This is a genomic window from Streptomyces sp. NPDC005728 (assembly GCF_040630895.1).
GTDB lineage: Bacteria > Actinomycetota > Actinomycetes > Streptomycetales > Streptomycetaceae > Streptomyces.
In genome coordinates this window covers 38,360-61,493 of record NZ_JBEXYL010000031.1, presented here as the reverse complement: position 1 = coordinate 61,493, position 23,134 = coordinate 38,360, and the positions used below count along the sequence as shown (strand labels likewise).

Annotated in this window: 24 protein-coding genes and 3 pseudogenes; 12 read left to right on the top strand and 15 right to left on the bottom strand. The window is 71.1% G+C overall.

All coding sequences use genetic code 11. From position 1 onward, the window contains the following. Window positions 1–19 precede the first annotated feature (19 nt). Window positions 20–263, bottom strand: a pseudogene (locus tag ABZ471_RS21975) (PAS sensor protein); the annotation flags it as partial. Between the two features lie 55 nt (window positions 264–318). Here ABZ471_RS21975 and ABZ471_RS21970 point away from each other — a divergent pair. Continuing rightward, window positions 319–522: pseudogene (locus tag ABZ471_RS21970) on the top strand (carbohydrate ABC transporter permease); the annotation flags it as partial. A 36-nt stretch (window positions 523–558) separates the two neighbouring features. Further along, a complete protein-coding gene (locus ABZ471_RS21965; RefSeq protein WP_359068462.1) occupies window positions 559–1,608 on the top strand; it encodes a Gfo/Idh/MocA family oxidoreductase in 1,050 nt (349 codons plus the stop codon). 27 nt (window positions 1,609–1,635) lie between these two features. On the opposite strand, the gene ABZ471_RS21960 is transcribed toward ABZ471_RS21965, so the two are convergent. Further along, complete coding sequence (locus ABZ471_RS21960; protein WP_359068461.1) at window positions 1,636–2,142, bottom strand: MarR family winged helix-turn-helix transcriptional regulator; 507 nt, start codon at window positions 2,140–2,142, stop codon at window positions 1,636–1,638. Here ABZ471_RS21960 and ABZ471_RS21955 point away from each other — a divergent pair. From ABZ471_RS21955 to ABZ471_RS21945, 3 genes and pseudogenes are all read left to right on the top strand, one after another. Next, window positions 2,141–2,515 (top strand): LLM class flavin-dependent oxidoreductase, encoded by a 375-nt coding sequence (locus ABZ471_RS21955; protein WP_359068460.1) that lies wholly within the window; start codon window positions 2,141–2,143, stop codon window positions 2,513–2,515. The genes ABZ471_RS21960 and ABZ471_RS21955 overlap by 2 nt on opposite strands. Further along, on the top strand, window positions 2,499–2,951 hold the full coding sequence (locus ABZ471_RS21950; protein WP_359068459.1) for an isochorismatase family protein: 453 nt from the start codon (window positions 2,499–2,501) through the stop codon (window positions 2,949–2,951). Before ABZ471_RS21955 ends, ABZ471_RS21950 begins: the two co-directional genes overlap by 17 nt. 217 nt (window positions 2,952–3,168) lie before the next feature. After that, window positions 3,169–3,372: pseudogene (locus tag ABZ471_RS21945) on the top strand (hypothetical protein); the annotation flags it as partial. On the opposite strand, the gene ABZ471_RS21940 reads toward ABZ471_RS21945, so the two are convergent. The 3 genes from ABZ471_RS21940 to ABZ471_RS21930 all read right to left on the bottom strand — a co-directional run bounded on the left by ABZ471_RS21940 (window position 3,316) and on the right by ABZ471_RS21930 (window position 5,033). Beyond that, window positions 3,316–3,738 carry a MarR family transcriptional regulator gene (locus ABZ471_RS21940; protein ID WP_359068458.1) on the bottom strand — a complete coding sequence of 141 codons (423 nt, stop codon included), beginning with the start codon at window positions 3,736–3,738 and terminating at the stop codon, window positions 3,316–3,318. The pseudogene ABZ471_RS21945 and the gene ABZ471_RS21940 overlap by 57 nt on opposite strands. Window positions 3,739–3,982: 244 nt before the next feature. After that, window positions 3,983–4,477 (bottom strand): nuclear transport factor 2 family protein, encoded by a 495-nt coding sequence (locus ABZ471_RS21935; protein WP_359068457.1) that lies wholly within the window; start codon window positions 4,475–4,477, stop codon window positions 3,983–3,985. A gap of 88 nt (window positions 4,478–4,565) precedes the next feature. After that, the gene (locus ABZ471_RS21930; RefSeq protein WP_359068456.1) at window positions 4,566–5,033 is read right to left on the bottom strand and encodes an SRPBCC family protein; all 468 of its coding nucleotides are present in this window, start codon (window positions 5,031–5,033) and stop codon (window positions 4,566–4,568) included. Window positions 5,034–5,458: 425 nt separating this feature from the next. On the opposite strand from ABZ471_RS21930, the gene ABZ471_RS21925 reads away from it, so the two are divergent. Then, window positions 5,459–5,698, top strand: coding sequence for a hypothetical protein (locus ABZ471_RS21925; protein ID WP_359068455.1), 240 nt, complete (start codon window positions 5,459–5,461; stop codon window positions 5,696–5,698). 120 nt (window positions 5,699–5,818) lie between these two features. On the opposite strand, the gene helR is transcribed toward ABZ471_RS21925, so the two are convergent. Beyond that, window positions 5,819–7,987: an RNA polymerase recycling motor ATPase HelR gene (gene helR, locus ABZ471_RS21920; RefSeq protein ID WP_359068454.1), complete on the bottom strand. Its 2,169-nt coding sequence runs from the start codon at window positions 7,985–7,987 to the stop codon at window positions 5,819–5,821. 598 nt (window positions 7,988–8,585) lie between these two features. Between helR and ABZ471_RS21915 the strand changes: the two genes are divergently transcribed. Beyond that, window positions 8,586–9,017 carry a tetratricopeptide repeat protein gene (locus ABZ471_RS21915; RefSeq protein WP_359068453.1) on the top strand — a complete coding sequence of 144 codons (432 nt, stop codon included), beginning with the start codon at window positions 8,586–8,588 and terminating at the stop codon, window positions 9,015–9,017. An 18-nt stretch (window positions 9,018–9,035) separates the two neighbouring features. Here the strand turns inward: ABZ471_RS21915 and ABZ471_RS21910 are convergent, their stop codons facing one another. The 4 genes from ABZ471_RS21910 to ABZ471_RS21895 form a co-directional block, all read right to left on the bottom strand. After that, window positions 9,036–9,659 carry a TetR/AcrR family transcriptional regulator gene (locus ABZ471_RS21910; RefSeq protein ID WP_359068494.1) on the bottom strand — a complete coding sequence of 208 codons (624 nt, stop codon included), beginning with the start codon at window positions 9,657–9,659 and terminating at the stop codon, window positions 9,036–9,038. 141 nt (window positions 9,660–9,800) lie between these two features. Beyond that, entirely contained in the window at window positions 9,801–10,802 is a 1,002-nt protein-coding gene (locus ABZ471_RS21905; protein WP_359068452.1) for a VOC family protein, read from the bottom strand. Continuing rightward, window positions 10,799–11,671: an alpha/beta hydrolase gene (locus tag ABZ471_RS21900; protein WP_359068451.1), complete on the bottom strand. Its 873-nt coding sequence runs from the start codon at window positions 11,669–11,671 to the stop codon at window positions 10,799–10,801. Before ABZ471_RS21900 ends, ABZ471_RS21905 begins: the two co-directional genes overlap by 4 nt. A gap of 8 nt (window positions 11,672–11,679) precedes the next feature. Beyond that, the gene (locus tag ABZ471_RS21895; RefSeq protein WP_359068450.1) at window positions 11,680–13,287 is read right to left on the bottom strand and encodes a bifunctional 3-(3-hydroxy-phenyl)propionate/3-hydroxycinnamic acid hydroxylase; all 1,608 of its coding nucleotides are present in this window, start codon (window positions 13,285–13,287) and stop codon (window positions 11,680–11,682) included. 123 nt (window positions 13,288–13,410) lie between these two features. Between ABZ471_RS21895 and ABZ471_RS21890 the strand changes: the two genes are divergently transcribed. From ABZ471_RS21890 to ABZ471_RS21880, 3 genes are read left to right on the top strand one after another with little or no spacing between them, the layout of a single operon-like run. After that, window positions 13,411–14,043: a TetR/AcrR family transcriptional regulator gene (locus tag ABZ471_RS21890; protein ID WP_359068449.1), complete on the top strand. Its 633-nt coding sequence runs from the start codon at window positions 13,411–13,413 to the stop codon at window positions 14,041–14,043. Beyond that, entirely contained in the window at window positions 14,040–14,828 is a 789-nt protein-coding gene (locus ABZ471_RS21885; RefSeq protein ID WP_359068448.1) for a fumarylacetoacetate hydrolase family protein, read from the top strand. The genes ABZ471_RS21890 and ABZ471_RS21885 overlap by 4 nt, the downstream gene beginning before the upstream one ends. Before the next feature lie 48 nt (window positions 14,829–14,876). Further along, window positions 14,877–15,923, top strand: coding sequence for an amidohydrolase family protein (locus tag ABZ471_RS21880; protein ID WP_359068447.1), 1,047 nt, complete (start codon window positions 14,877–14,879; stop codon window positions 15,921–15,923). Between the two features lie 56 nt (window positions 15,924–15,979). Here the strand turns inward: ABZ471_RS21880 and dmpG are convergent, their stop codons facing one another. From dmpG to mhpD, 3 genes are read right to left on the bottom strand one after another with little or no spacing between them, the layout of a single operon-like run. Next, on the bottom strand, window positions 15,980–16,999 hold the full coding sequence (gene dmpG, locus ABZ471_RS21875; protein ID WP_359068446.1) for a 4-hydroxy-2-oxovalerate aldolase: 1,020 nt from the start codon (window positions 16,997–16,999) through the stop codon (window positions 15,980–15,982). Continuing rightward, on the bottom strand, window positions 16,996–17,931 hold the full coding sequence (locus ABZ471_RS21870) for an acetaldehyde dehydrogenase (acetylating) (protein WP_359068445.1): 936 nt from the start codon (window positions 17,929–17,931) through the stop codon (window positions 16,996–16,998). The genes dmpG and ABZ471_RS21870 overlap by 4 nt, the downstream gene beginning before the upstream one ends. Further along, window positions 17,928–18,821, bottom strand: coding sequence for a 2-keto-4-pentenoate hydratase (gene mhpD, locus ABZ471_RS21865; protein ID WP_359068444.1), 894 nt, complete (start codon window positions 18,819–18,821; stop codon window positions 17,928–17,930). The genes ABZ471_RS21870 and mhpD overlap by 4 nt, the downstream gene beginning before the upstream one ends. A gap of 130 nt (window positions 18,822–18,951) precedes the next feature. Between mhpD and ABZ471_RS21860 the strand changes: the two genes are divergently transcribed. Beyond that, a complete protein-coding gene (locus ABZ471_RS21860; RefSeq protein ID WP_359068493.1) occupies window positions 18,952–19,674 on the top strand; it encodes an IclR family transcriptional regulator in 723 nt (240 codons plus the stop codon). A 72-nt stretch (window positions 19,675–19,746) separates the two neighbouring features. Here ABZ471_RS21860 and gap read toward each other — a convergent pair whose 3' ends face one another. Both gap and ABZ471_RS21850 read right to left on the bottom strand, forming a co-directional pair. Further along, window positions 19,747–20,745 carry a type I glyceraldehyde-3-phosphate dehydrogenase gene (gene gap, locus ABZ471_RS21855; RefSeq protein ID WP_359068443.1) on the bottom strand — a complete coding sequence of 333 codons (999 nt, stop codon included), beginning with the start codon at window positions 20,743–20,745 and terminating at the stop codon, window positions 19,747–19,749. Between the two features lie 102 nt (window positions 20,746–20,847). Continuing rightward, window positions 20,848–21,804, bottom strand: coding sequence for a helix-turn-helix domain-containing protein (locus tag ABZ471_RS21850; RefSeq protein ID WP_359068442.1), 957 nt, complete (start codon window positions 21,802–21,804; stop codon window positions 20,848–20,850). A gap of 158 nt (window positions 21,805–21,962) precedes the next feature. Between ABZ471_RS21850 and ABZ471_RS21845 the strand changes: the two genes are divergently transcribed. Next, window positions 21,963–23,114, top strand: coding sequence for a permease (locus ABZ471_RS21845; RefSeq protein ID WP_359068441.1), 1,152 nt, complete (start codon window positions 21,963–21,965; stop codon window positions 23,112–23,114). The last annotated feature ends 20 nt before the right edge of the window (window positions 23,115–23,134 follow it).

Here is a 23,134-nt window from a genome sequence, read left to right as displayed (position 1 = left end):
GCCGCCGGCACCCCCCTGACAGGTGAGGGCTGGTGCTGCTGCCGTCCGAGACCACGCACACCAGCGTCTCGTCCCTGACGAGCCGGAGGCGAACCGGTCCGGTGGCGTACCGGACGGCGTTGGTGACCAACTCGCTGACGACCAGTTCCGTGACGAACACGATGTGCTCCAGCCCCCATGAACCGAGCTGGTGTGTCGCATTGCCGACGTGCGTCGGCCACGGCGGCCGGATCGACCGGAACGTCCCAGGCGGCAACCCGGTCCTCCCCGAACAGGAGAGGCCTGGCCGGCAGCAAGGTGCTGTCGTCGCCCGGCGGTTCGGGGTTCATCGTGCGCAGCATCACCCAGAGCCCGGACAAACGCGTCCTGCCGCTGTTCGTCCGCAGCTTCCAGGTCGAGTTCACGATCAACGTCCCCGCCATCCTGGGGGCGGTGGTTCTCTCCACCCTGCCTATCCTCGCCCTGTACGCCATCGGCCGCCGCCAGCTCCTCAGCGGTCTCACAGCCGGATTCGGCGAGTAGACAGCCGCGTCCACCCGCATCGAAGGGCCCCAGCACATGACAGGAATACCTTCCGCGCTCCCACCCGACAACGCACCGGCACTCACGGAGAACGGCCCCCGTCGGCCCTTGCGCTGGGGAATCCTCGCCACCGGTTCCATCGCCCACACCTTCGCCGAGGACCTGCGCCTCATCCCGGAGGACGCCGAACTGGTCGCCGTGGGCTCCCGCAGCGCCGACACCGCACAGAGGTTCGCCGACCGGCACGGCATCGCCCGGGCCCACGGCAGCTGGCAGGACTTCGCCGACGACCCCGACATGGACGTCGTGTACGTCGCCACTCCGCACGCGGCCCACCAAGCGGCGGCCGCGCTGTGTCTGGAGGCCGGCAAGGCGGTGTTGTGCGAGAAGCCGCTCACCCTCAACCTCGCCCAGGCCCAAGCCCTGGTGGACATCGCCCGCAAGCGGAACGTCTTCCTGATGGAGGCGATGTGGACCTACGTCAACCCCGCCGTGCTGCGGATGAGGGAGTTGATCGCGGACGGCGCGATCGGTGAAGTCCGCTCCGTCCACGCCGACTTCAGCATCACCGTGCCCTTCGACGCCGCCCACCGCCTGCACGACCCGCTGCAGGGCGGCGGAGCCCTGCTCGACCTCGGGGTCTACCCCGTCTCCTTCGCCCACCTGCTGCTCGGCGTCCCCGACGCCGTCTCCGCCTGGGCGCACCTCAATCCCCGGGGCGTCGACGACAACACCGGCATCCTGCTCGGCTACGACACCGGGCCGGTCGCGGTGCTCTCCTGCTCACTGGGCACGCAGACGGCTCAGCGTGCCTCGGTGAACGGCACCTTGGGGCGGATCGAGTTCGCGCGCGACTTCTTCCATGCGGACGGTTTCGTCCTGCACCGGCAGGGCCACGAGCCCGAGGAGGTCCGCCTGCCGGACTCCCCGGGCAACGGTTACACCCACGAAGCGCTGGAGGTCGCGCGCTGCCTGCGGGCCGGCGCCACCGAGTCGCCGTTCGTTCCGCTGGACGGCACGCTCGCGGTCATGGCGACGCTGGACGCCGTACGCGAGAGCATCGGGGTGCGCTACCCGGCCGAGTGAGGCGGCCGGGTCCGCCCGCATCGGCGGTCAGCCGGCGACCGAGGGGGCATCGGCGCCGGAGACCGTGCCGGTGAGGTTCGCCTCGATCCGGGTCAGAACCCGCATCGCCTGCGCGTACTCCTCGTCCGTGAACCCCGCGGCGGTGACCGTCTCCAGGTCGCGCCAGGCCCGCAGGACCCGGTCGCGCAGGGCCTGGCCCGCGCGGGTGGTGTTCACGACAACGGCTCGGCGGTCGTGGGGGGAGGGACTGCGGGTGACGAACCCGGACTGCTCCAGGCGCTGCAGCATCTTGGTGACAGTGGACGGATCGAGACCCAGCGTCTTGATCAGATCGGCCTGGCGCTGTTCGCCCTGTCCCCACAGCTGCATCATCAGCAGCTCCTGTCCGGGGTACAGGCCGGTCTCGCGCAGCAGGTTGCCCGCCGTGATCCGGTGCACACGGGCGGCGCGGAAGAGGGCCTCGCTCATCGGAGCGTCGGCGACGGTCGGCACCGGATCGTCTTTGCCCTGGACCGGTTCGGACGCTGGCGGCATGGCCTGTGTTCCTCCTTGTGCTGCAGAGCGAGTCGCTTGCCGTGAAATCATCTCACCCAGACTGAATTGGTCGGCCAATAGAGTGAGTATGGCCGCGCTGCAGGCGGACCGTGACGGCCTGGATCTCGTCACCGTTCAGGATCACCCCTATCGGCAGGCGTTCCACGACACATGGACCTTGATGGCGTTCCTCGCGGCCCGCACCGAACGGGTGACCTTCGTCCCCATGGTGGCCAACCTGCCACTGCGGCTGCCCGCCATGCCGGCCAAGGCCGCGGCCGGCTTCGACCTGCTGTCGCGCGGCCGCCTGCAACTGGGCCTGGGCGCCGGGGCCTTCTCGTACGCTGAGAGGGAAGATGGGGCGGCAAATTAAATCTGGTCCGGCCGATCCGAGGATCAGCCGGCTCGGCCGGCCCGCACGTTCACGGAGGTTCCCCTCAAGTCCGCGCGGCCCTTCACCGCCGACAACACGGCCATGCTGCTCATCGACCACCAGGTCGGCAGACTTCGCCGCCGCGGTGCGGGAGACCGGACGCAAGAAGCCGATCATCGCCGGTGTCACCAACGACGTCTGCACCGTCTACCCCACCCTGACGGCCCTGCGGCTGGGCTACGACGTCCAGGTCGTCGCCGAGACGGGAGGCTCTTCGACGAAGACGGCCGACGACATCGCCATCAGCCGCATGGAGAAGGCCGGCGCCACCACCACCTCCACCGTCCAACTCCTGGCGGAACTCGCCGAGAACGGGACCGGCGAGCGCGGCGGCAAGATCATCCCGTTCGTCATGGGGCTCATGCCGCAGCAGTGACCGAACGGAGCGAGGGGCAGGCGGCCGGCCGCCCCCTCAGCCATGCGCCGTCCGCAGGGCCTGTCCGGCGGATCATGCCACGCGACCTTCCCGGGGGCGGCGGCCGGGCGGCCGACGACACGGACGTCGTGCCCTTCGCGGACCAACTGGCCGCGCTGCGGCCCGAGTGGACGGCGAAGGCGCGGGGAGCGAAGCAGGACGACCGAACAGGGGAGGCGTGGCACAGCCGGAGAGCCCGGGGCGGACCGTCATCCTGACCGTGGACGACGACCCGGGCGTGTCCCGGGCCGTCGCCCACGACCTGCGGCGCCGCTACGGCGGCACACCGGATCGTACGGGCGGAGTCCGGCCGTCGCGTCCGGCCTCAGGCGTCTTGCGACGTGGCGCGGGCGAGGCTCTCCTCGATCAGACCCAGGACCTCGATGGCCTGGGCCTGCTGAGCCGGTGTCATGCCTTCGGCGACGCTGGCTTCGAGGTCCAGCCAGACCTGTTCCACCTCGGTGCGCAGGGCGTTGCTGGCCGCGGTGGGTTCGATGATGGTGACCCGCTTGTCGGTGGTGGAGGGGCTGCGGCGGACGAAGCCCGCGTTCTCCAGGCGGCGGATGGTGCGCGTCATGGTGGCGGCGTCGGAGCCGAGCAGGCGGACGAGATCGGTCTGTCGCTGGGGTCCGCGATCCCACAGCTGCATCATGACCAGTTCCTGGCTCGGATGAAGGCCGACTCGGCGCAGTAGTTGGCCGGCCAGCATGCGGTGGAGGCGAGCCACACGCAAGATCGCGTGGTTCATGGCGCCGGCCGTGACGGAATCCGGCATGCATACGTCCGCCGGTCCCGTCGTGTCGGCTGTGGCCGGCGGACGGGTGTCTGCGGTCTCCGACTGGCTCATGGGTTCCTCGTTCGGCCGGTGCAGTTGCTTGAACAAGTAAAGGGTACAGCGGCCTGTCCTCTCGGGGTGGCTTGTCGGCCATCGGGCCGGGATTCTCGCTCTTCGTGAGGTGGATCACCGATAGGGCGGGATCAGCCCCTAGGGTTTACTTGTTCGGACAGTGAATGCCGCCCCGCTCCACCGGGTCGGGGCGCCGTTCGACCCGTGCGCCGGCCGGTCGTCCCGCCGCCTCGTGGGAGGCCGCGGGTTCGGGCTGTGCGGTCACGGACTCGGCGTCGAGGGCCCCGAACAGCGGTGCGGCGTCGATGTGGATCCGCAGGGAGGTGATCAGACCCGAGGCGTCGCGGTCGATGACCGAGACACTGGGCAGGATCACTTCGGTGCCGCCGCGCGTGGTGTAGTGAACGCGGGTCTCGAGGACCAGGGTCTTCTCGTCGACCGTCCAGCGGTTGCACCACTCGTGCCGCATGCCGGAGAGCGCGGCGCGCAGGTTCTCCAGCACTTCGCGCATCGCGGGGTGGCCGATGGCGGGCGGGTTGCTGCCGAAGACCAGCTCCCCGTCGGGGGTGAAGCGGTCCAGGACGCGCTCGGTCAGCTGGGCGTCCACATCGGCGTAGAAGGAATCGATCCAGTCGGACATGTCAGACACCTTTGTCGCTTTCGTCCGTACTCGATGGAGAGGTGTGGCCTCACCAGGGGGGTGCGAGCGGTCAGGTCGCACGGTCATGTCAGGCGGCGTGGTCGACGGCGATGCGGCGCATGGCGTCGCGGGTGGCGGTGAGGGCCTGGATGTAGTCACCGGTCATGGTCCGGGCGTACTTCTCCTCGGCCTCGGAGTTGCCCGGGGTGCCCGCGAGTACCAGGGCGAAGCTGAAGCGCAGCCGCATGTCGTCGCCCTCGCCCTCGCCCTCGATCTCGTTGGCGATCGTGCCCAGGACGGGGCCCGACAGCCGGGTGAACACCACCCGGTGGGGCTTTTCGAGGGTGATCCGCTCGCGGAAGGCGTCGCCCCGGATGCGGATGTCACGGTCGAAGCAGGCGTCACCGTAGCGCTGGACGACCTTGCAGTTGCTCATCGCGGGCACGAAGGGCAGGGCGTTGTTGGCCTTGAGGACCAGACCCTCCCAGACTGCGGCGCGGTCGAGCCGGGGTTCCCCGGGTTCGTTGACGGGGATCACGTGGCTCACGAAGATCATCGACCCTCCTTCGGCCGACGGCACTGCCGGCCTCGTGTTCGCTGTGTGCGGCGCCGAACGAGCTGGGACCTCGCGGCGCTGAACGAGCGTGGGCTTCCGGCGCAGACCGGGCTAGGGCCTGGCGGGCACAGGCGGGGGCAACTGGCGGCGCCGGGTCGTGGACGCCGCCGGGCCGCGCCACCTGTCGATCGACGAGGGCTGTTCGAGGTCGAAGACCCGCGCCCTGGTCGACCAGGAAGTGCGAGTTGCGCATCAGGTCGTCGAGGGAGTCGACCCGGAAGCGCGCACGACATCGACGGCTCCCGGGCGCGCCCTGGCAGCGAGGGCATCGAGCGGGACGTGGCCATCAGACTGGGCGGCTTCACCCGATTGGGCGGCAAGTCTGATGGTAGGCGTGCCTTGCGAGCCGCCTAGGATCCGTGCACGTGGCAGACATCCCTGCAAGCCTGATCGAGCTGGAGCGCGCCGCCGAGCTGGAGCGTGCCCGTCTGGCCGGACTCACCGGTGCGGAGTACGAGGCGCAGTGGCGGCGCTGGCGGGAGGCGTCCGAAGCGGTGCAGGCCGCGATCACTGCGCACGCCGAGGAGGCGGGGCTCAGCCGGTACGAGCTGGAGCAGGCCGTGAAGGAGTCGGTTCGGCGCGCCGAGGAGGACCCGGCGGAGTAGCGGCCCCCGCCGGGACACCGGCCACGACTCCTCCGGTCAGGCCATGAGTGTCCGGGTGGTCTCCTCCTCGGCGAACGTCATGTGTGCGACGGGTGGTTCGTCACCTCGTCCCGGTCGACGTCAGGAGCTCGTGAGGATGACGAGTCGCTGGGTCGCCCGGGTCATGGCGACGTAGCGGTCGACCGCTCCTTCGATGCCCTCGCCGAAGTCGTCCGGGTCGATGAGGACGACCAGGTCGAATTCGAGTCCCTTCGAGAGCTCCGGGGTCAGAGAACGGACGCGGGGCGTCGTACGGAATGCGGGATCGCCGATGACGCAGGCGATCCCGTCGGCGTGTTCGGCGAGCCAGGTGCTCAGGATCGAGGTCAGGTCCGAGGCGGACCCGTGGACGACGGGGACGCCGCCGCTGCGGATGGAGGTCGGTACATTGGCGTCCGGGAGCACGGCTCGGATGACCGGCTCGGCCTCCGTCATGATTTCTTGCGGTGTTCGGTAGTTGATGCTCAGGGATGCCAGGTTGACTCGGTCGAGGCCGATGCGTTCGAGGCGTTCCTCCCATGACTCCGTGAATCCGTGCCTGGCCTGGGCACGGTCCCCGACGATGGTGAAACTCCGGGACGGGCAGCGGAGCAGCAGCATCTGCCATTCCGCGTCGGTCAGTTCCTGGGCCTCGTCGACGACGATGTGCGCGAAGGGGCCGGCGAGCAGGTCCGGGTCGACGACGGTCAGTTCGGACTCGTCGACCAGGCTGACCTTGGCGTCCTCGCCCCGCAGCATCGTCACCAGGCCCTCGCCGTCGTCACCGTCGGCGCCGGAGTTGGCTGTGGCCTCGATCAGGTTGTCGACGACCTGCGCCATGCGCTCCTGCTGGGCGGCGATGACGGCCTTGTGCCGGCGCTCGCGCAGTGCCGTCTCCGGGTCGCCGAGCCGCTGCCGCGCCGCGTCCAGGAGCGGCAGGTCGGAGACCGTCCAGGCCTGGGGATCCGCGCGCTGCAGCTGCTGAACCTCGTCCCGGCTGAGCCAGGGCGCGCACATCCGCAGGTAGGCGGGTACCGACCAGAGGTCTCCGACGAGGTCGGCGGCTTCCAGCAGTGGCCACGCGCGGTTGAAGGCCGTGCGCAGTTCCCTGTTCTGCAGCAGCGACTTGCGGAGCAGAGCGGGCGGGGCGTCGCCGTCGTGCTTGTCCATCAGGATCGTGAGCAGTTCCTCCCAGACCTGGTCGCGCGCGTCGTTGTGCGGGGTGCCGGGCTCTGCTGCCTCGAACGCCGCGGCCCAGTCGTCGGCGCTCAGCCGGATGTCGGACCAGTGGGTCGTGACCGTCATCCCCTTGGTGGGCGGCTCCTCGTAGAACCTGACGGCCTTCTCGATCGCCTTCACCAGGTTCGCGGAGGATTTCAGGCGGGCCACGTCCGGGTCGGCCTCGGTTGTCGCCGCGGCTCCCTCGGCGACGAGGTCCCGCAGGATGCAGGTCTGCACGCCCTCCTCTCCGAGGCTGGGGAGGACGTCGGCGACGTAGGACAGGTAGGGCCGGTGCGGACCGACGAACAGCACGCCACCCCGGCGGTGACCGAGGCGGGGGTCGGAGTAGAGGAGGTAGGCGGAGCGGTGCAGGGCGACGACGGTCTTGCCCGTACCCGGACCGCCGTCGACGACGAGCGCGCCGCGGGATCCCGCGCGGATGATGGCGTCCTGGTCGGCCTGGATGGTGCCGAGCACGTCCCGCATCCGTTCCGACCTGTTGGTGCCCAGGCTGGCGATGAAGGCGGACTGGTCGTCGAGCGCGGCACGCCGCTCCAGTCCGTCGGCGGTGAACACCTCGTCCCAGTAGTCGCTGATCCGGCCACGGGTCCAGCGATACCTGCGGCGGCTCGCCAGACCCATCGGGTTGCCGTGGGTGGCTCCGAAGAACGGCTCGGCCGCAGGGGAGCGCCAGTCGATCAGCAGCCGACGGCCCGTGTTGTCCGTGAGGCCGAGTCGTCCGACGTACACGGGCTCGAGGTCGTCCGCGCCGACCATGTGCCCGAGGCAGAGGTCCAGACCGAAGCGACGCAGTGCGCGCAGGCGGGCGGTCAGCCGGTGGATCTCCGTGTCCCGGTCCATCGCGTGCCGGCCCAGGCCGCCGGGCGCCCTGCGCTCGGCCTCGAGGAGGTCGGACAGTTCGGCGATCGACTGCTCGAGGCACTCCGCGATGGCTGCGAAGTGCTGCTCGTCGCCGGCGATCAGCGCCGGGTCGGCCTTGGCGGAGAGGCGGTCGGGAAGGTCGAAGGCGCTGGTGGTCAGGGGCTTCACGTCACCAGCTCCGATCCGGGGTCGCACCCGCGAGGTCCGACGGCGCGCACACCCTCAACCCGGCGCCGAGCTCGCGCGCCTGATGCGCGAGTCCCCTCACCGGCTCTTCGCCACCGCTCGACCGATACACCGACAACAGCACACGCACGTCGTGAATCTCCAATTTCCGCAGGTCCGGGCTTCGGCCTGCGATTGTGCGGCATGACCCGGGCCTTGCCGCAAGCCCCCCGGTGCGCTATATGTTGAAAGTGGCAAGGGGTGGGTGGCATTGCAGCGCGCCCTCACATAGCGTGGCAGGCCCGACAACTCCCCTCGGTGATCCGACACTTCGGAGCCACTCGTCCAGGGCTGCCGTTGTCCGAGACGCTTTCCCTGCCGGATCCTCTGCCCCGACGGTTGCCTGACGTCGTACCTCGGCCGGAATAGAGCCGCTCCGTGATCCGTTGATCGCCTTGGCTGATTGCTTCGGGAGTTCGCCAGGAACCGGCCGGCCACCGTGCCCGGCGCCTGGCGCGACGCCCAGCGTACGCGGCCGGCGAGCCGGCGCTCCGACAGCGCACGACAGAACCCGGCGGCGAACCGGGAGAGGAAGACTCTGATGAGCGACACCTTCAACGACTACCCGGCGACCGACGGAGTGGCACCCGACCGCTGGGCCAGCGCCCTGCACCTGTTCGACAACGGGGCCGGGGTCCCGCACGAGGAGACCACCACCGAGCGCTGGGAGCGGGCCCAGCTGCTCTTCGAGGCGAAGGACCATGTCGGTGCCGCCCGGCTGCTCACCGCCGTCGTGGACGAGGTCCCGGAGCAGACCGGCCCCCGGCTGCTGCTGGCGCGCGCCTACTACCACTCGGCTCAACTGCGGCGCGCCGAGGAGCAGTTGCGCGTGATCGTCGAGCGCGATCCGGTGGAGCACTACGCCCATCTGATGCTGGGCCGCACCCTGGAGCGTCAGGGGCGGCAGGACGAGGCGGTGCCCTGGCTGCGCCTCGCCGCCGCCTTCTCGGGCGAGTTTCCGGACGACGACTGAGGCCTCGGCACCGCGAACCTACGCTCGCTCGGCGGCCTCTTCCCGTACCTCCGCAGCGACCGCCTCAACCACCTCGGCCGCCCGCTGCTCCGGCACGCCCGCGGCGACCAGAGTGGCGACGGCCGTCCGGGTGCCGTCGTCCTCCCACGCCCCCGCGTTGACGCTCTCCAGCAGGGACAGGGTCAGGGCCTCCAGCGCGGCGTTGAGCACGGCCGGCGGCAGGTGGCCGTGGAAGGCGCCCTTGCGTTGTCCGTGCTCCAGGATCACCGCGGCCTGCGCACGCGCCGGGGCCAGCACCTCGGACACCCGCTCCGCGCCCAGGTCCTGACGGGCGAGTGCCAGCAGCAGCCGGTAGCGGTCGCCCACCGGCCAGATCGCGAGGACGAACCGAGCCAGCACGCGCTCGGGCGGCTCCGACGGGTCGGGCTGCCACGCGACGGCGTCCTGCAGGGCCTGAGACGCCTCCTCCGCCAGCGCCGCGCGTCCCGGGAAGTGTCCGAACACCGTACGGCGCACCACGCCCGCGGCCCGGGCGATCTCCTCCAGGGTGGCCTCCGGATTCCGGCCCAGCTCCTGGCGGGCGGTGGCCAGAATGCGGGCGCGGTTGGACCGGGCGTTGCGCCGGATCGGTTCTCGGACCATGGGCTTCGATGCCACGACACGACCTCACGGACTCGCTGCAGTGCACTTACGGCGACTCATCCTGCCAGGTGGGAAGTGTCTGCTCGGTCCGGAGGGGAGCATGCCAGGGCACGCATGTCCGATCGGTCGCGTGCCCTGTCGTCAGTCGTCGGGGATGCCGACGCCGCTGAGGGCGGGCACGGTGATCTCCGGGTGGACCAGCGAGCGTGCGCCCAGCCGGAACTGGTCGAGCTTGTCGGTGATCGTCTGGCCGACGGGGGTGTGCCCCCAGATGCTGATGCCCTGATGGGTGGTGGGCTGCCAGGTGCTCTCGTCGACGACGACCGGGTTCCAGCCGACCTCCCACTCGAAGCCCGAGGGGGTACGGGCGTAGTACGACAGCTCCTTGTCGTTGGTGTGCTGACCCACGGACAGGGCCATGTCGAAGCCGAGTTCGTGCACCCGCTGGTAGCTGCGGGCGACGTCGTCGAGTGTGGCCACCTGGACGTTGAGGTGCTGGACGCGGGTGCGGACGGGGTCGATCGGCAGGCCGCGGACGGCCGCGACCGCGATGGAGTGGTGGCGCTCGTTGACGCGCAGGAAGCGGATCTTGAGCTTCACGCCGCTGATGGTCTCGTCGATGTAGTCGGTGAGCCGCGCGTCGAACACGGTGTTGAAGTAGCCGCGGATCAGGGCCGGTCTGGTGGACGTGAGGGCGACGTGGCCCATGCCCGAGGCACCGGTGACGAAGCCGGAGGCGAGCATGCGCAGGGGCTGGGCCGAGGTGATCGGGGTGGTGTAGATCTCCTGGGCGATGCCCTTGGGGCCGGGGAAGCGCAGCAGGCGTTCGACGCCGCGCAGGGCGGCCTCCTCGGCGGTGCCCTCGACGCACGGGACTCCGTGTGCGCGGACGCGGGCCTCGATCTGCTCGAAGGTGCTGTGGTCGGCCACGTGCCAGCCGGTCGCCACGACGTCCTCGGCGGGGCCGCGCCGGAGCAGGAAGCGGCACTCCTGGTCGTCCAGGCGGAAGCGCATGGATCCGGTGTCGAGGTCGTCGCGGTGCATGCCGATGGCGTCGGTTCCGAAACGGCGCCAGTCGGTGAAGCGGTTGGTCTCGATGACGAGGTAGCCCAGATGGACCGAGCCGAAGACCGAGGTGTTCACCGCCGGCCTCCCAGGAAGTCGGCGGACAGCCGGTTGAACAGCTCGGCGCGCTCGAACTGCACCCAGTGGCCCGTGTTGGCGACGAGGTACAGGTCGCAGTCGGGCAGGCGCTCGGCCAGCATCCGGCCGCCGCTCGGCCGGTTGACCCTGTCCGCCGCACCCCACAGCACCAGGGTGGGGACGGGCAGTCGGGACAGGCGGTCGTCGCGGGTGAAGTCCATCTTCCACAGGGTGCGCAGGGCGTGCGGGCCGGACGGGCGGCGCAGGGGCGGTGCCGCGACGACCTCCGGGTCGATGCTGTCCTGGTAGCGGGCGTCGATGACGCTGTCCGGAACGTCGGCGGCGTTGAAGACGAGGTAGGTGCGGATGAACTTCTCCAGCTTCGGCCGCGAGGGGCCGTCTCCGGAGTAGTAATTGAGCAGAATGTTGAGACCCGGGGTGGGCAGGGCGCGGGTGGTGCCGATGCCGCCGGGGCCCATGAGCACCATGCGGTCGACCCGGTCGGGGGTGTCCAGGGCGAGGCGCAGGGCACAGGCGCCGCCGTAGGAGTTGCCGACCAGGTGGGCCTTGTCCAGGCCGAGTTCGTCGAGCAGGCCGCGGATGCCGTCCGCGAGGTGGCCGAAGGGATCGGTGCCGTCCATGCCCTTGGTGCTGCGGCCGTAGCCGGGCAGGTCGGGGACGATGACCCGGTACTCCTTCGCCAGGGCGGCGATGTTCCGGGCGTAGTTGGAGACGCCGGAGGCGCCGGGGCCGCCGCCGTGCAGCAGCAGGACGGGGGGTCCGTCGCCGGTCTCGGCCACGAAGATCTTCCGGCCCGCGACGTCGATCAGCGATTCCCGCATAGGCGGCAGTTCGGTGGATGTGGTCATGGTGGTCCTCACGGGGCGATCGAGGTGCTCGGGCGCGGGGCGGGGGCGAATCCGGCCGGGGGCGGCGGCAGTTGGGCGCCCGCGGGCGCGGCGGCGTAGACGTAGGCGTCCGGGCGCAGAGCGAGCGTCGTCACCCGGCGCTCGGCCATCCAGGGCAGCAGGACGCCGTCGCTGTCGACGAGTGTGCCCTCGGCCGGGCGCGAGCCGGCGGGCATGACGGTGAGGGAGGGGACGCCCAGGTGCTCCCACGCGGGCTGGGTGACCGGGAGGCCGCCGTGCAGGAGCAGCCAGCGGCCGCCGAGCACGTCGTCCAGGCGGACGCGGCTGCCGTCGGGGGAGGTCACCCAGGGCTGCGGTATCTGGTGCCCGGACGCCTTGGTGCGCGGCCGTGCCTGCAGGCCCTCGGCGTAACGGGCGACGGGTATCCAGCTGGAGTCCTGCAGCCGGTCCGTGAAGCCCGGAACGCGGTCGAGGGCGCGCACCGCGGTGTCCCGGATCCGGGCGACGGGGAACCGCCGTTCGGTGATGATCCGGCCGACGAACACCGCCCTCCTGGTGACCTCCTTCACATGCGGCTTCCGCTCGGCCTCGTAACTGTCGAGCACCGACTCCGGCAGCTCGCCCCGCAGCACCGCGTCGAGCTTCCAGCACAGGTTGGCCACGTCACGTACCCCTGCGGCCATGCCCTGCCCGATCCACGGCGGCATCGCGTGGGCGGCGTCACCGGCGAGGAAGACACGGCCCACCCGGAAGCGTGCGGCGAAGCGGACGTGATGGCTGTAGACGGTGGCGCGCAGCACCTTGATGCTGTCCCGCCCGATCCCGTACCGGGAGACCAGTTCGTACACCGCGTCGTCGGTGGTCAGGTACTTCTCGTCGTCTCCGGGCAGGATCGGGAACTCCCAGCGGTGGTGCCCGAGCGGGGTCGGGCAGTCCACGGCCGGCCGGGCCGGGTCGCAGCGGAAGCGCAGCTTGTCGTGGTCGGGCCAGGGCTTGAGCATCTTCGTGTCGATGACCACCCAGCGGTCCTCGTACGTCCGTCCCTCGTAGCCGACGTTCAGCTGGGCACGGGTGAGGCTGGAGCCGCCGTCGGCCGCGATGACGTAGGACGCGCGCAGCCGCCGGACGGAGTCGTCAGCGCCGACCAGGGTCAGTTCGACACCGTCCGGATCCTGCCGCAGCCGCACACACTCGTGCCGCAGCACCACCTCCACCTGCGGATACCGGTCGACCCCGGCGCGCAGGACCTGCTCCAGCGCGGGCTGGTAGATGAACATCTGCGGCGGGTGGCCGTGGCCGCGCGGGCGGGGGCGCGCACGGATGAACGGCCGGCCGCCCGCGTCGACGAAGTCCACGGGGCGCTCGGCCAGCATGTCCTGTTTCAGCGTCTCGGCCAGGCCGACGCGCTGCCAGATCCGCAGGACCTCCTCGTCGGTGGAGATGGCCCGCGCGCGGGAGAAGACCTCCGCGTCGCGTTCCAGGACCACCACCTTGAGGCCCGTGGCCCCCAGCAGGTTGGCCGCGGTCACCCCGGTCGGCCCGTACCCGATCACCGCCACGTCGTACGTGTCGTCCCTGTTGCACTCGGCTCTGTCCCTGGCATCGATCCGGCTCACCAGGTCACCTCACTGTCGTTCTTGTCGGCTCTTGCTGTAGCGACCATTCCAATTGGAACAGTCGCTACGGTAAGCTGGGTGTCAGAGACGGTCAAGGGCCGGTACGACAGGAGGGCACATCCGATGACCAAGCCGCAGACCACGCGCAAGAAGCGCGCCAACGGAGTGGAGTCACGGCAGCGGATCCTCGACGCCGCCGTGGAGATCGCCGGCGAGCGTGGCTACGAGGGCACGTCGATCGCGGCGGTCAGCGCCAAGTGCGGACTGCCCGCCAGTTCCATCTACTGGCACTTCAAGGACAAGGACGACCTGATCGCCGCGGTCATCGAGCGGAGCTTCGAGACATGGCTGACGGCCGTCGTGCTGCCGGGCGAGGAGAGCGGTACGCCGCTGGAGCGGGTCACGGCCATGGCGGCGAACGTGGCGAGAGCGCTGGTCGACGCCCCCGACTTCCTGCGCCTCGGCCTGATGCTCGCCCTGGAGCGGCGCCCCGTCGAACCCCGCGGCCGGACCGTGTTCCTCCAGGTACGGGACATCGCCCGCGGGAAGATCATCGAGGTGATCCGGACCCTCGCCCCGGACCTGGACGAGAGCTCCGCGTACACCCTCGCCGACTACGCCGTCGCCGGCGCCGACGGTCTGTTCATCAAGCGGGAGATCAGCGGTGACGCATTCGACCTCGTGGCAATGTTCGAACTGCATGCCCGCCTGGTCCACGAGGCGGCGATGCGCATGACGGCGAGGAGCGGGGGATGACCCTGACGGCCCGGCAGTGCGAGGAGGCCGCCGTGCTGCTGCGCCGGGCCGAGCGGAACACGGCACCGATCGAGCCGCTGTCGGCCCTGCTGCCCGGCCTCGGCCTGGCCGACGCCTACGGCGTCCAGCGGGCCAACATCGCCCGCCGCCGGGCCGACGGGGCCACCGTCATCGGCCACAAGGTCGGCCTGACCTCGCCCGCGATGCAGCAACTCCTCGGTGTCACCGAGCCCGACTTCGGCCATCTGGTCGACGACATGGTCCGCCGGGACGGCACGGCGGTCTTCGCGGGCCGCTACTGCCGGCCGCGAGTCGAACCGGAGATCTGCTTCCTGCTCTCCCGTCCCCTGCGCGGCCCCGGCGTCACCGCCGACGACGTACTGGCCGCCACCGAAGCCGTCGCCCCGGCCCTGGAGATCGTCGACAGCCGCATCCGGGACTGGAACATCACCCTGGTGGACACGGTCGCCGACAACGCCAGCTCCGGAGGGCTGGTCTGCGGCCCCTGGACACCCGTCGGCAGGGCGCCCGACCTCGCCTCAGTCACCGTCGAACTCCTCCTCGACGGCAGGCCCTCGGCGGCGGGCAGCGGCCGCGAGGTGCTCGGCCATCCGGCCGCCGCCGTCGCCTGGCTGGCCAACACCCTCGCCGGTTTCGGCGCCGCCCTGGAGCCCGGGCAACTGGTCCTGCCCGGCGCCATGACCACCGCACCCTTCGTCACCGCAGGCCAGAGAATCGAGGCGCGCTTCACCGGCCTCGGTCCGGTGTCGGTGACCTTCGCCTGACGTCTCCCCTCATCCCGGTACCACCCGAGAAAGCCACGAGGTCATCGCATGCCCGCCGCACCCCGCCGGATCGACGTCCACCAGCACCTCGTCCCGCCCTTCTACCGCGACCTGCTGACCAAGGCCGGCATCGCCGAGGCGGGCGGCCGTGCCCTTCCGGACTGGAGCCCCGAAGCCGCGCTGGAACTGATGGACCTGCTGGGCACCGCCACGGCAATCGTCTCCGTCTCCACCCCCGGAACCGGCTTCCTCGCCGATCCGGCCGAGGCCGCGGACCTGGCGCGCCGGCTCAACGACCACGGCGCATCCCTCACAGCCGACCACCCCGGTCGCTTCGGCCACTTCGCGACCCTGCCGATGCCCGACGTCGACGCCTGCGTCGCCGAGGCCCGGCGGGCCCTGGACGAACTGGGTGCCGACGGGGTCACCCTGCTCGCCAACAACCAGGGCACCTACCTCGGCGCGGACGGCCAGGACGCGCTCTGGCGAACCCTCGACGACCGCGGCGCCGTCGTCTTCGTCCACCCCGCCGACCTGCGCGCACCGGCCGTGGACGGCATCCCGCCGTTCGCCGCCGACTTCCTGCTCGACACCACCAGGGCCGCCTACCTCCTTGTACGCAACGGTGTCGTCCGGCGGCACCCCAACATCCGCTTCATCCTCAGCCACGCCGGCGGCTTCGTGCCCTACGCCTCCCACCGCATGGCCGTCTCCATGGCCGCCGACACCGGGCGCAGCCCCCTCGACATCCTGGACGACCTGCGCGGCTTCTACTTCGACACCGCCCTGTCCTCCAGCCCCGCCGCACTGCCGACCCTCCTTGCCTTCGCCCGCCCCGGCCATGTCCTCTTCGGCAGCGACTGGCCCTTCGCTCCCACCGTCGCGGGCCAGTACTTCGCCAACGGCCTCGACTCCGGCGTCGACCCCGCCACCCTCACGGCCGTCAACCACGCCAACGCCGAAGCCCTGTTCCCGCGCCTGGCCACCGCCCCCGCCACCACTCCGGCCGGCCCGGCCCCGGTACGGCTGCGGCAGGCCGCCCAGCGGGCCGGCGCCCGCCTCGTCTTCAAGCTCGTCCAGCCCGGCACCCGGTGAGCCACCGAGGGTCCGGTGCGCCCACCGGACCCTCACCGTCATGACCGGCCCGACGATCAGGACGTGCTCTGCGCCCGGGCCACCAGGTCCAGCGCGACGTCCGTGATCATGTCCTCCTGGCCGCCGACCATGCCGCGCCGGCCGACCTCGACCAGGATGCTGCGGGTGTCCAGGCCGTAGCGGGCGGAGGCTGCTTCGGCGTGGCGCAGGAAGCTGGAGTACACGCCCGCGTAGCCGAGGCTCAACGTCTCGCGGTCCACCCTCACCTCGCGGTCCTGCAGCGGTCGTACGAGATCGTCGGCGGCGTCCATGAGCGGGAACAGGTCGCAGCCGTGCTCCCAGCCCCTGAGGTCGGCGACCGCGACGAACGCCTCCAGCGGGCAGTTGCCCGCGCCCGCGCCCTGCCCGGCGAGAGAGGCGTCGACCCGTACCGCCCCGCTCTCGACGGCGACGACGGTGTTGGCCACGCCCAGGGCGAGGTTGTGGTGGGCGTGGATGCCGAGTTCGGTGGCGGGGTCGAGTACGTCCCGGTAGGCCCGGAAGCGGTCGCGGACCCCGTCCATGGTGAGGCGGCCGCCGGAGTCGGTGACGTAGACGCAGTGGGCGCCGTACGACTCCATGAGCCGTGCCTGGCGGGCCAGTTCGGCCGGTTCGGCCATGTGGGACATCATCAGGAACCCGGCGACGTCCATGCCCAGGTCACGGGCGGCGGCGATGTGCTGGGCGGAGATGTCGGCCTCGGTGCAGTGGGTGGCGACGCGCACCGAGCGGATGCCCAGGGCGTGCGCCTGCCTGAGGTCGCGGACCGTGCCGATGCCGGGCAGCAGCAGCGTCGTGGGTACGGCGCGCCGCGTGGCGTCGGAGACGGCCTCGATCCACTCCCAGTCGGTGTGGGCGCCGACACCGTAGTTGATGCTGGAGCCCGCCAGGCCGTCCCCGTGGGCGATCTCGATCGCGGTCACGCCGGCGGCGTCCAGGGCGGCGGCGATGGTGCGGGCCTGGTCGACGGTGTAGTGGTGCCGGACGGCGTGCATGCCGTCGCGCAGGGTCACGTCCTGGACGTGGAGAGCGGTCACTCGGACGCCTCCTTGCTGTGCCGGGCGGCCATGCGTTCCGCGGTGCGCAGGGCGGCCGAGGTCATGACGTCGAGGTTTCCCGCGTAGGCCGGGAGGTAGTGGGCGGCGCCCTCGACCTCCAGGAACACGGACACCTTCAGGGCGCCACCCGCGTCCGGGGCGAGGGCGCGCAACGGGTCGTCGTCGGCGACCTGTTCGAACTGCACCTTCTGCTTGAGCCGATATCCGGGCACGTACGCCTGCACCCGGCCCACCATCTCCTCGACCGACGCGGTGACGGCCTCGGTGGCGCAGTCGGACACCAGGCAGTGCACGGTGTCCCGCATGATCAGCGGGGGCTCGGCCGGGTTGAGGACGATGATCGCCTTGCCGCGGCCGGCGCCGCCGACCTGCTCGACGGCGGCGGAGGTCGTCTCGGTGAACTCGTCGATGTTCGCCCGGGTGCCGGGGCCGGCCGAGCGGGAGGCGATGGAGGCGACGATCTCGCCGTAGTGGACCGGCGTGACCGCGCCGACCGCGGCGACGATCGGGATCGTGGCCTGGCCGCCGCAGGTGACCATGTTGACGTTCGCCGCGTCGAGATGCGCGTCGCCGTTCACCGGCGGGACCACGTACGGGCCCAGGGCGGCCGGCGTGAGATCGACGAGGGTGCGTCCCAGGGGGCGTAGCACCTCGTCGTGGTGGCGGTGGGCCCCGGCCGACGTCGCGTCGAAGACGATCTCCACCTCGGCGAACTCGTCAAGGCCGACGAGCCCCGCCACACCCTCGTGGGTGGTGGCGACCTTCAGGCGGCGGGCGCGGGCCAGGCCGTCGGAGTCCGGGTCGATCCCGGCCATCGCGGTGATCTCCAGGGACTCCGAGAGCCGCAGGAGCTTGATCATGAGGTCGGTGCCGATGTTGCCGGAACCGATGACGGCGACCTTGGTGCTCACCGGTGCTCTCCTTCCTCGGCGGATTCCGCGACGCATTCCGCGACGCATTCCGCGACGCATTCCGCGGTGGATTCCTTGGCGAAGCCGACCCGCACGGAGCCCAGGCCCGAGATGCGGGCCTCGAACACGTCTCCCGGCGACGCGGGTGCCATCGGGCCCAGCGCCCCGGTCAGCACGAGGTCGCCCGCGCGCAGCGGGTCGCCCCGCTCGGCGAGTGCCGAGGCCAGCCAGACCGCCGCGTTGAGTGGGCTGCCGAGGCAGTCCGCGCCGGTGCCCTCGGAGACGGCCTCGCCGGCGCGGGTCATGGTCATCGTCACGGCCCGCAGGTCGATTCCGGCGAGCGGTACGGGGGTGCCGCCCAGCACGTACAGGCCGCAGGAGGCGTTGTCGGCGACGGTGTCGACCAGGGAGATGTCCCAGTCGCGCACCCGGCTGTCGACGATCTCCAGCGCGGGCAGCGCGAAGTCCACCGCGCGGAGCACGTCGACCACCGTGCACGCGGGGTGCGGCAGATCACGCCCGAGCACGAGCGCGACCTCGGCCTCCACCTTCGGCCGGAGCAGTCGTCCCGCGGCCACCTCGCCGCCGTCCGGCACGGCCATGTCCGCGAACAGCGCGCCGAAGTCGGGCTGGCCCACGCCGAGTTGACGCTGCACAGCGGGCGAGGTCAGGCCGATCTTCCGGCCGACGAGACGGCGGCCGGCGTCCAGGCCGCGCCGTACGTTGACCTGCTGCACGGCGTAGGCGGAGTCCAGGTCGCCGTCGTCCAGCAGCGTCCGCACCGGCGGACAGGCGGCCCGGGTCCGTGCGGCCTCCGCCAGCAGGTCGGCGGCCTTGACCACGGCCGGTGGCAGCGCGTCCGGACGGACGCGCTCGAGCAGGGTCGACACAGGGTGCCTCCAGGAGAGGGGTGGGGGAGCGGAGACGCGAACCGCGTCTGCCGGCATGCCCCCGATATAGACAGCACCCATCCGCCGGGACAACATTTGTTCCGTGACACGGAACAGTGAGACGGGCAGCATGCTCGACAAGGCCGCGCTCATCCTCGAATCGTTCACTCCGAGCGGAGAGTCGTACCGCCTGTCGGAACTTTCGGAGCGCACAGCCCTGCCGAAGCCGACGGTGCACCGGCTGGCGGCCGACCTCGTCCGGCTGGGCTGGCTGGAGCGCTCGGGGCACCACTACCGGCTCGGCGCGAAGCTGTTCGAGCTGGGTTCCCTGGTGCCGCGCCGACGCGATCTGCGCGAGACGGCCCTGCCTTTCCTGCAGGACCTGTTCGAGGCCACCCGGGAGACCGTCCACCTCGGCGTCCGCGAGGGCATGGAGGTGGTCTACCTCGAACGCATCCACGGTCATGAGGCCCTGCAGCTGCCCTCCCGGATCGGCGGCGGCCTCCCGCTGACCTGCACCGGCGTCGGCAAGGCCCTGCTGGCCTTCTCCGGCCCCGAGCTGACCGAGGAGGTCCTCTCCTCGCCGCTGCCCAGCCTCACCCCCCACTCGATCACCGACCCGGGACGCCTGCGCATGGCGCTGGAGAAGATCCAGGTGTCCGGTCTGGCCTACGAGGAGCAGGAGGCCGCGCTGGGCGTGAGCTGCATCGCGGCACCCGTGTTCGCCGGCGGTGCGACGGTGGCCGCCCTCTCGGTCGCCGTACCCCGCTCCCGCTTCCGCCCGGCTCAACTGGCCCCCGCCGTCCGCACGGCTGCTCTGGGGTTGTCGCGTGTGCTGCGGGGGGCCGGCTGAAAGGGAAAGCGGGGCCGGCTGCATGAAAAAATGGGCGGCCCCACCGGTGGGTGGGACCGCCCAGGGGGGCGATCAGTGGGCGGCGAGGTGTTCGAGGGTGTCGATCACTCGGTTCGAGAAGCCCCACTCGTTGTCGTACCAGGCGACCACCTTGATGTGGCGGCCGTCGACGCGCGTCAGGGCCGAGTCGAAGATCGACGAGGCCGGGTTGCCCGTGATGTCGGCCGACACCAGCGGGTCCTCCGAGTACTCGAGGATGCCGGCCAGCGGTCCCTCCGCGGCGGCGCGGTAGGCCGCCAGCACCTCGTCCCGGGCCACGTCACGGGCGACGCTCGTGTTGAGTTCGACGATCGAGCCCACCGGCACCGGCACGCGGATCGAGTCGCCCGACAGCCTGCCGTCGAGGTTCGGCAGCACGAGACCGATCGCCTTGGCGGCGCCCGTCGTGGTCGGCACGATGTTGACGGCGGCGGCACGGGCGCGGCGGGCGTCGCGGTGCGGACCGTCCTGCAGGTTCTGCTCCTGCGTGTACGCGTGCACCGTCGTCATGAAGCCGTGCTCGATGCCGGCGAGGTCGTCGAGCACCGCGGCCAGCGGAGCGAGGGCGTTGGTCGTGCACGAGGCGTTCGAGACGATCGTGTGCAGGTCCGGGTCGTACGCATCGGTGTTGACGCCGAACGCGAGCGTGACGTCGGCGCCGTCCGACGGCGCACTGACCAGCACCTTCCTCGCGCCCGCGTCGAGGTGGGCGCCGGCGGCCTTGGCCGAGGTGAAGCGGCCGGTCGACTCGAGGGCGAGATCGACGCCGAGTTCGGCCCAGGGCAGCCGGCCCGGTTCGCGCTCGGCGAGCACCTTGATGCGGCGGCCGTCGACCACGAGCGTGTCCCCGTCGACGGTCACCGGGCGGCCCAGGCGGCCCGCCGTCGTGTCGTAGGCGAGGAGCCGGGCGAGGGTGGCGGGCTCCGTGAGGTCGTTGACGGCGACGACCTCCAGGTCGCTGTCGCGCTCCAGCAGTGCACGCAGCACGTTGCGTCCGATGCGGCCGAATCCGTTGATGGCGATACGAGTCATGAGTGGTGTCCCTTCGCGTCGCCACCAGGTTGGCGGGCCGCGCCCGGCTGTGACACCGGCGCGATCGCCATGGTTCGCAAGGATCACGCCAGACCGCGCTGGCTACTCGCCCTTGGTGAAGGTGCGCCGGTACTCGCTCGGCGTGGTACCGAGGATGCGCTGGAAGTGCAGCCGCAGATTCGCGCCGGTGCCGAGGCCGACGTCGGCGGCGATCTGCTCCACGCCGCGTTCCGAACGCTCCAGCAGTTCACGGGCCCTGTCGATGCGGGCGCGCATCACCCACTGCATGGGCGTGTACCCGGTGTCCTCGGCGAAGCGCCGCGAGAAGGTGCGCGGCGAGACCGCCGCGTGCCGGGCGAGCGTCTCCAGGGTCAGCGGTTCCGCGAGCCGGTGCAGCGCCCACTCGCGGGTCGCGGCGAACCGCTCACCGAGCGGCTCGGGCACGCTGCGCGGCACGTACTGCGCCTGGCCGCCGCTGCGGTAGGGGGCCGCGACCAGGCGCCGGGCCGCATGGTTCGAGGCGGCCACGCCGAGGTCGCCGCGCAGGATGTGCAGGCACAGGTCGATGCCCGAGGCGGCACCGGCCGAGGTCAGCACGCTGCCCTCGTCCACGAACAGGACGTTCTCGTCGACCCGGACGAGCGGATGCTTCGTCGCGAGTGCCTGCGCGTAGTGCCAGTGCGTGGTGGCGCGTCGGCCGTCGAGCAGGCCCGTGGCGGCGAGCGCGAAGGCGCCCGTCGAGATGGCGGCGAGCCGTGCACCGCGGTCGTGGGCGGCGATCAGCTCGTCCACGACGGCCTGCGGCGGGTCGTCGCGGTCCGGGAACCGGTAGCCGGGGATGAAGACGATGTCGGCCCACGCGAGCGCGTCGAGACCGTGGGCGACGTGGTACGACAGGCCGTCGCCGCCGGTCACGAGTCCGGGTGCCGCACCGCAGACCCGCACCTCGTACGGCATGCTCGCGCGGGTCGTGAACACCTGCGCGGGAATGCCGACATCGAGCGGCTTCGCGCCTTCGAGCACGAGGACCGCGACGCGGCGAAGGCGGGAAACGGGCACGTGAGACAGGGTACGCGGGGGTAAGGGACGACCGACGGTGCCGGTGCGGACGGGGTGCGTCCGAGCGGCGCCCCGTTCTCCGTCCGTCCGAGCGGGTCGCCCGCTCCGACCGCGTGTCCATGGACCCGACGTCGCCCCGGGGACGAGAGGCTTCCCGGATGCACGCCGTACTGCACGCACTGGCCATCACCGGATCCATGGCCTGGGAGATCACCTGGGCCCTGATCCTCGGGTTCACCCTGTCCGCGGTGGTCCAGGCCGTGGTCCGCAAGTCCACGGTCGTCTCCCTCCTCGGCGACGACCGGCCCCGTACGCTGGCCACCGCCGCCGGCCTCGGCGCCGCCTCCTCCTCGTGCTCCTACGCCGCGGTCGCGCTGGCGCGGTCGCTGTTCCGCCGGGGCGCGAACTTCACCGCCGCGATGGCCTTCGAGATCGCCTCCACCAACCTCGTCGTCGAACTCGGCGTGATTCTGGCCCTGCTGATGGGCTGGCAGTTCACCCTCGCCGAATTCGTCGGCGGGCCCGTCATGATCGGTGTTCTGGCTCTCCTGTTCCGCCGCTTCTTGAGCGACAGGCTGGTGCGGGAGGCGGGCACGCAGGCCGAGAAGGGGCTGGCCGGGTCGATGGAGGGCCATGCCGCAATGGACATGTCCGTTCGCCGCGAAGGCTCCTTCGCCCGTCGGCTGCTGTCCGGTGAGGGTTTCACCGCCACCTCGCACGTCTTCGTCATGGAGTGGGCGGCGATCCTGCGCGACCTGGTACTGGGACTGCTCATCGCCGGCGCCATCGCCGCCTGGGTACCCGACTCGTTCTGGGGTGCCTTCTTCTTCGAGGGGCACCCGCTCGCCGCCAAGCTGTGGGGACCCCTCGTCGGCCCGCTGGTGGCGATCGCTTCGTTCGTGTGCTCCATCGGCAACGTGCCGCTGGCGGTGGTGCTGTGGAAGGGCGGCATCAGCTTCGGCGGCGTCGTGGCGTTCATCTTCGCCGATCTGCTGATCCTGCCGATCCTCAACATCTACCGGAAGTACTACGGCATCACGATGGCTGGGTTCCTCCTGGCCACCTTCTACGCCGCGATGGCTTTCGCCGGGTACTGCGTGGAACTCGTCTTCGGCGCCCTCGGACTCATCCCCGAGCGCAGCCATGCCGAGATCCCCATGGAGGGCGTCTCCTGGAACTACACCACCTGGCTCAACATCGCCTTCCTCCTCCTGGCCGCCGTCCTGCTCGTACGGTTCTTCCGTACCGGCGGATCGGCGATGCTCCGCATGATGGGCGGTGCGCCCGGCAGCACCGGCACGGCGGCATAGGCTTCACCTGGCACCGACAC

Bases quoted from the DNA above. Each gene is read 5' to 3' on its own strand.
- ABZ471_RS21965 (WP_359068462.1), top strand. From the start codon at position 559: ATGACAGGAATACCTTCCGCGCTCCCACCCGACAACGCACCGGCACTC.
- ABZ471_RS21955 (WP_359068460.1), top strand. From the start codon at position 2,141: ATGGCCTGTGTTCCTCCTTGTGCTGCAGAGCGAGTCGCTTGCCGTGAA.
- ABZ471_RS21960 (WP_359068461.1), bottom strand. From the start codon at position 2,142: ATGCCGCCAGCGTCCGAACCGGTCCAGGGCAAAGACGATCCGGTGCCG.
- ABZ471_RS21950 (WP_359068459.1), top strand. From the start codon at position 2,499: ATGGGGCGGCAAATTAAATCTGGTCCGGCCGATCCGAGGATCAGCCGG.
- ABZ471_RS21940 (WP_359068458.1), bottom strand. From the start codon at position 3,738: ATGAACCACGCGATCTTGCGTGTGGCTCGCCTCCACCGCATGCTGGCC.
- ABZ471_RS21935 (WP_359068457.1), bottom strand. From the start codon at position 4,477: ATGTCCGACTGGATCGATTCCTTCTACGCCGATGTGGACGCCCAGCTG.
- ABZ471_RS21930 (WP_359068456.1), bottom strand. From the start codon at position 5,033: ATGATCTTCGTGAGCCACGTGATCCCCGTCAACGAACCCGGGGAACCC.
- ABZ471_RS21915 (WP_359068453.1), top strand. From the start codon at position 8,586: ATGAGCGACACCTTCAACGACTACCCGGCGACCGACGGAGTGGCACCC.
- ABZ471_RS21910 (WP_359068494.1), bottom strand. From the start codon at position 9,659: ATGGTCCGAGAACCGATCCGGCGCAACGCCCGGTCCAACCGCGCCCGC.
- ABZ471_RS21900 (WP_359068451.1), bottom strand. From the start codon at position 11,671: ATGACCACATCCACCGAACTGCCGCCTATGCGGGAATCGCTGATCGAC.
- ABZ471_RS21890 (WP_359068449.1), top strand. From the start codon at position 13,411: ATGACCAAGCCGCAGACCACGCGCAAGAAGCGCGCCAACGGAGTGGAG.
- ABZ471_RS21885 (WP_359068448.1), top strand. From the start codon at position 14,040: ATGACCCTGACGGCCCGGCAGTGCGAGGAGGCCGCCGTGCTGCTGCGC.
- ABZ471_RS21880 (WP_359068447.1), top strand. From the start codon at position 14,877: ATGCCCGCCGCACCCCGCCGGATCGACGTCCACCAGCACCTCGTCCCG.
- ABZ471_RS21860 (WP_359068493.1), top strand. From the start codon at position 18,952: ATGCTCGACAAGGCCGCGCTCATCCTCGAATCGTTCACTCCGAGCGGA.
- gap (WP_359068443.1), bottom strand. From the start codon at position 20,745: ATGACTCGTATCGCCATCAACGGATTCGGCCGCATCGGACGCAACGTG.
- ABZ471_RS21845 (WP_359068441.1), top strand. From the start codon at position 21,963: ATGCACGCCGTACTGCACGCACTGGCCATCACCGGATCCATGGCCTGG.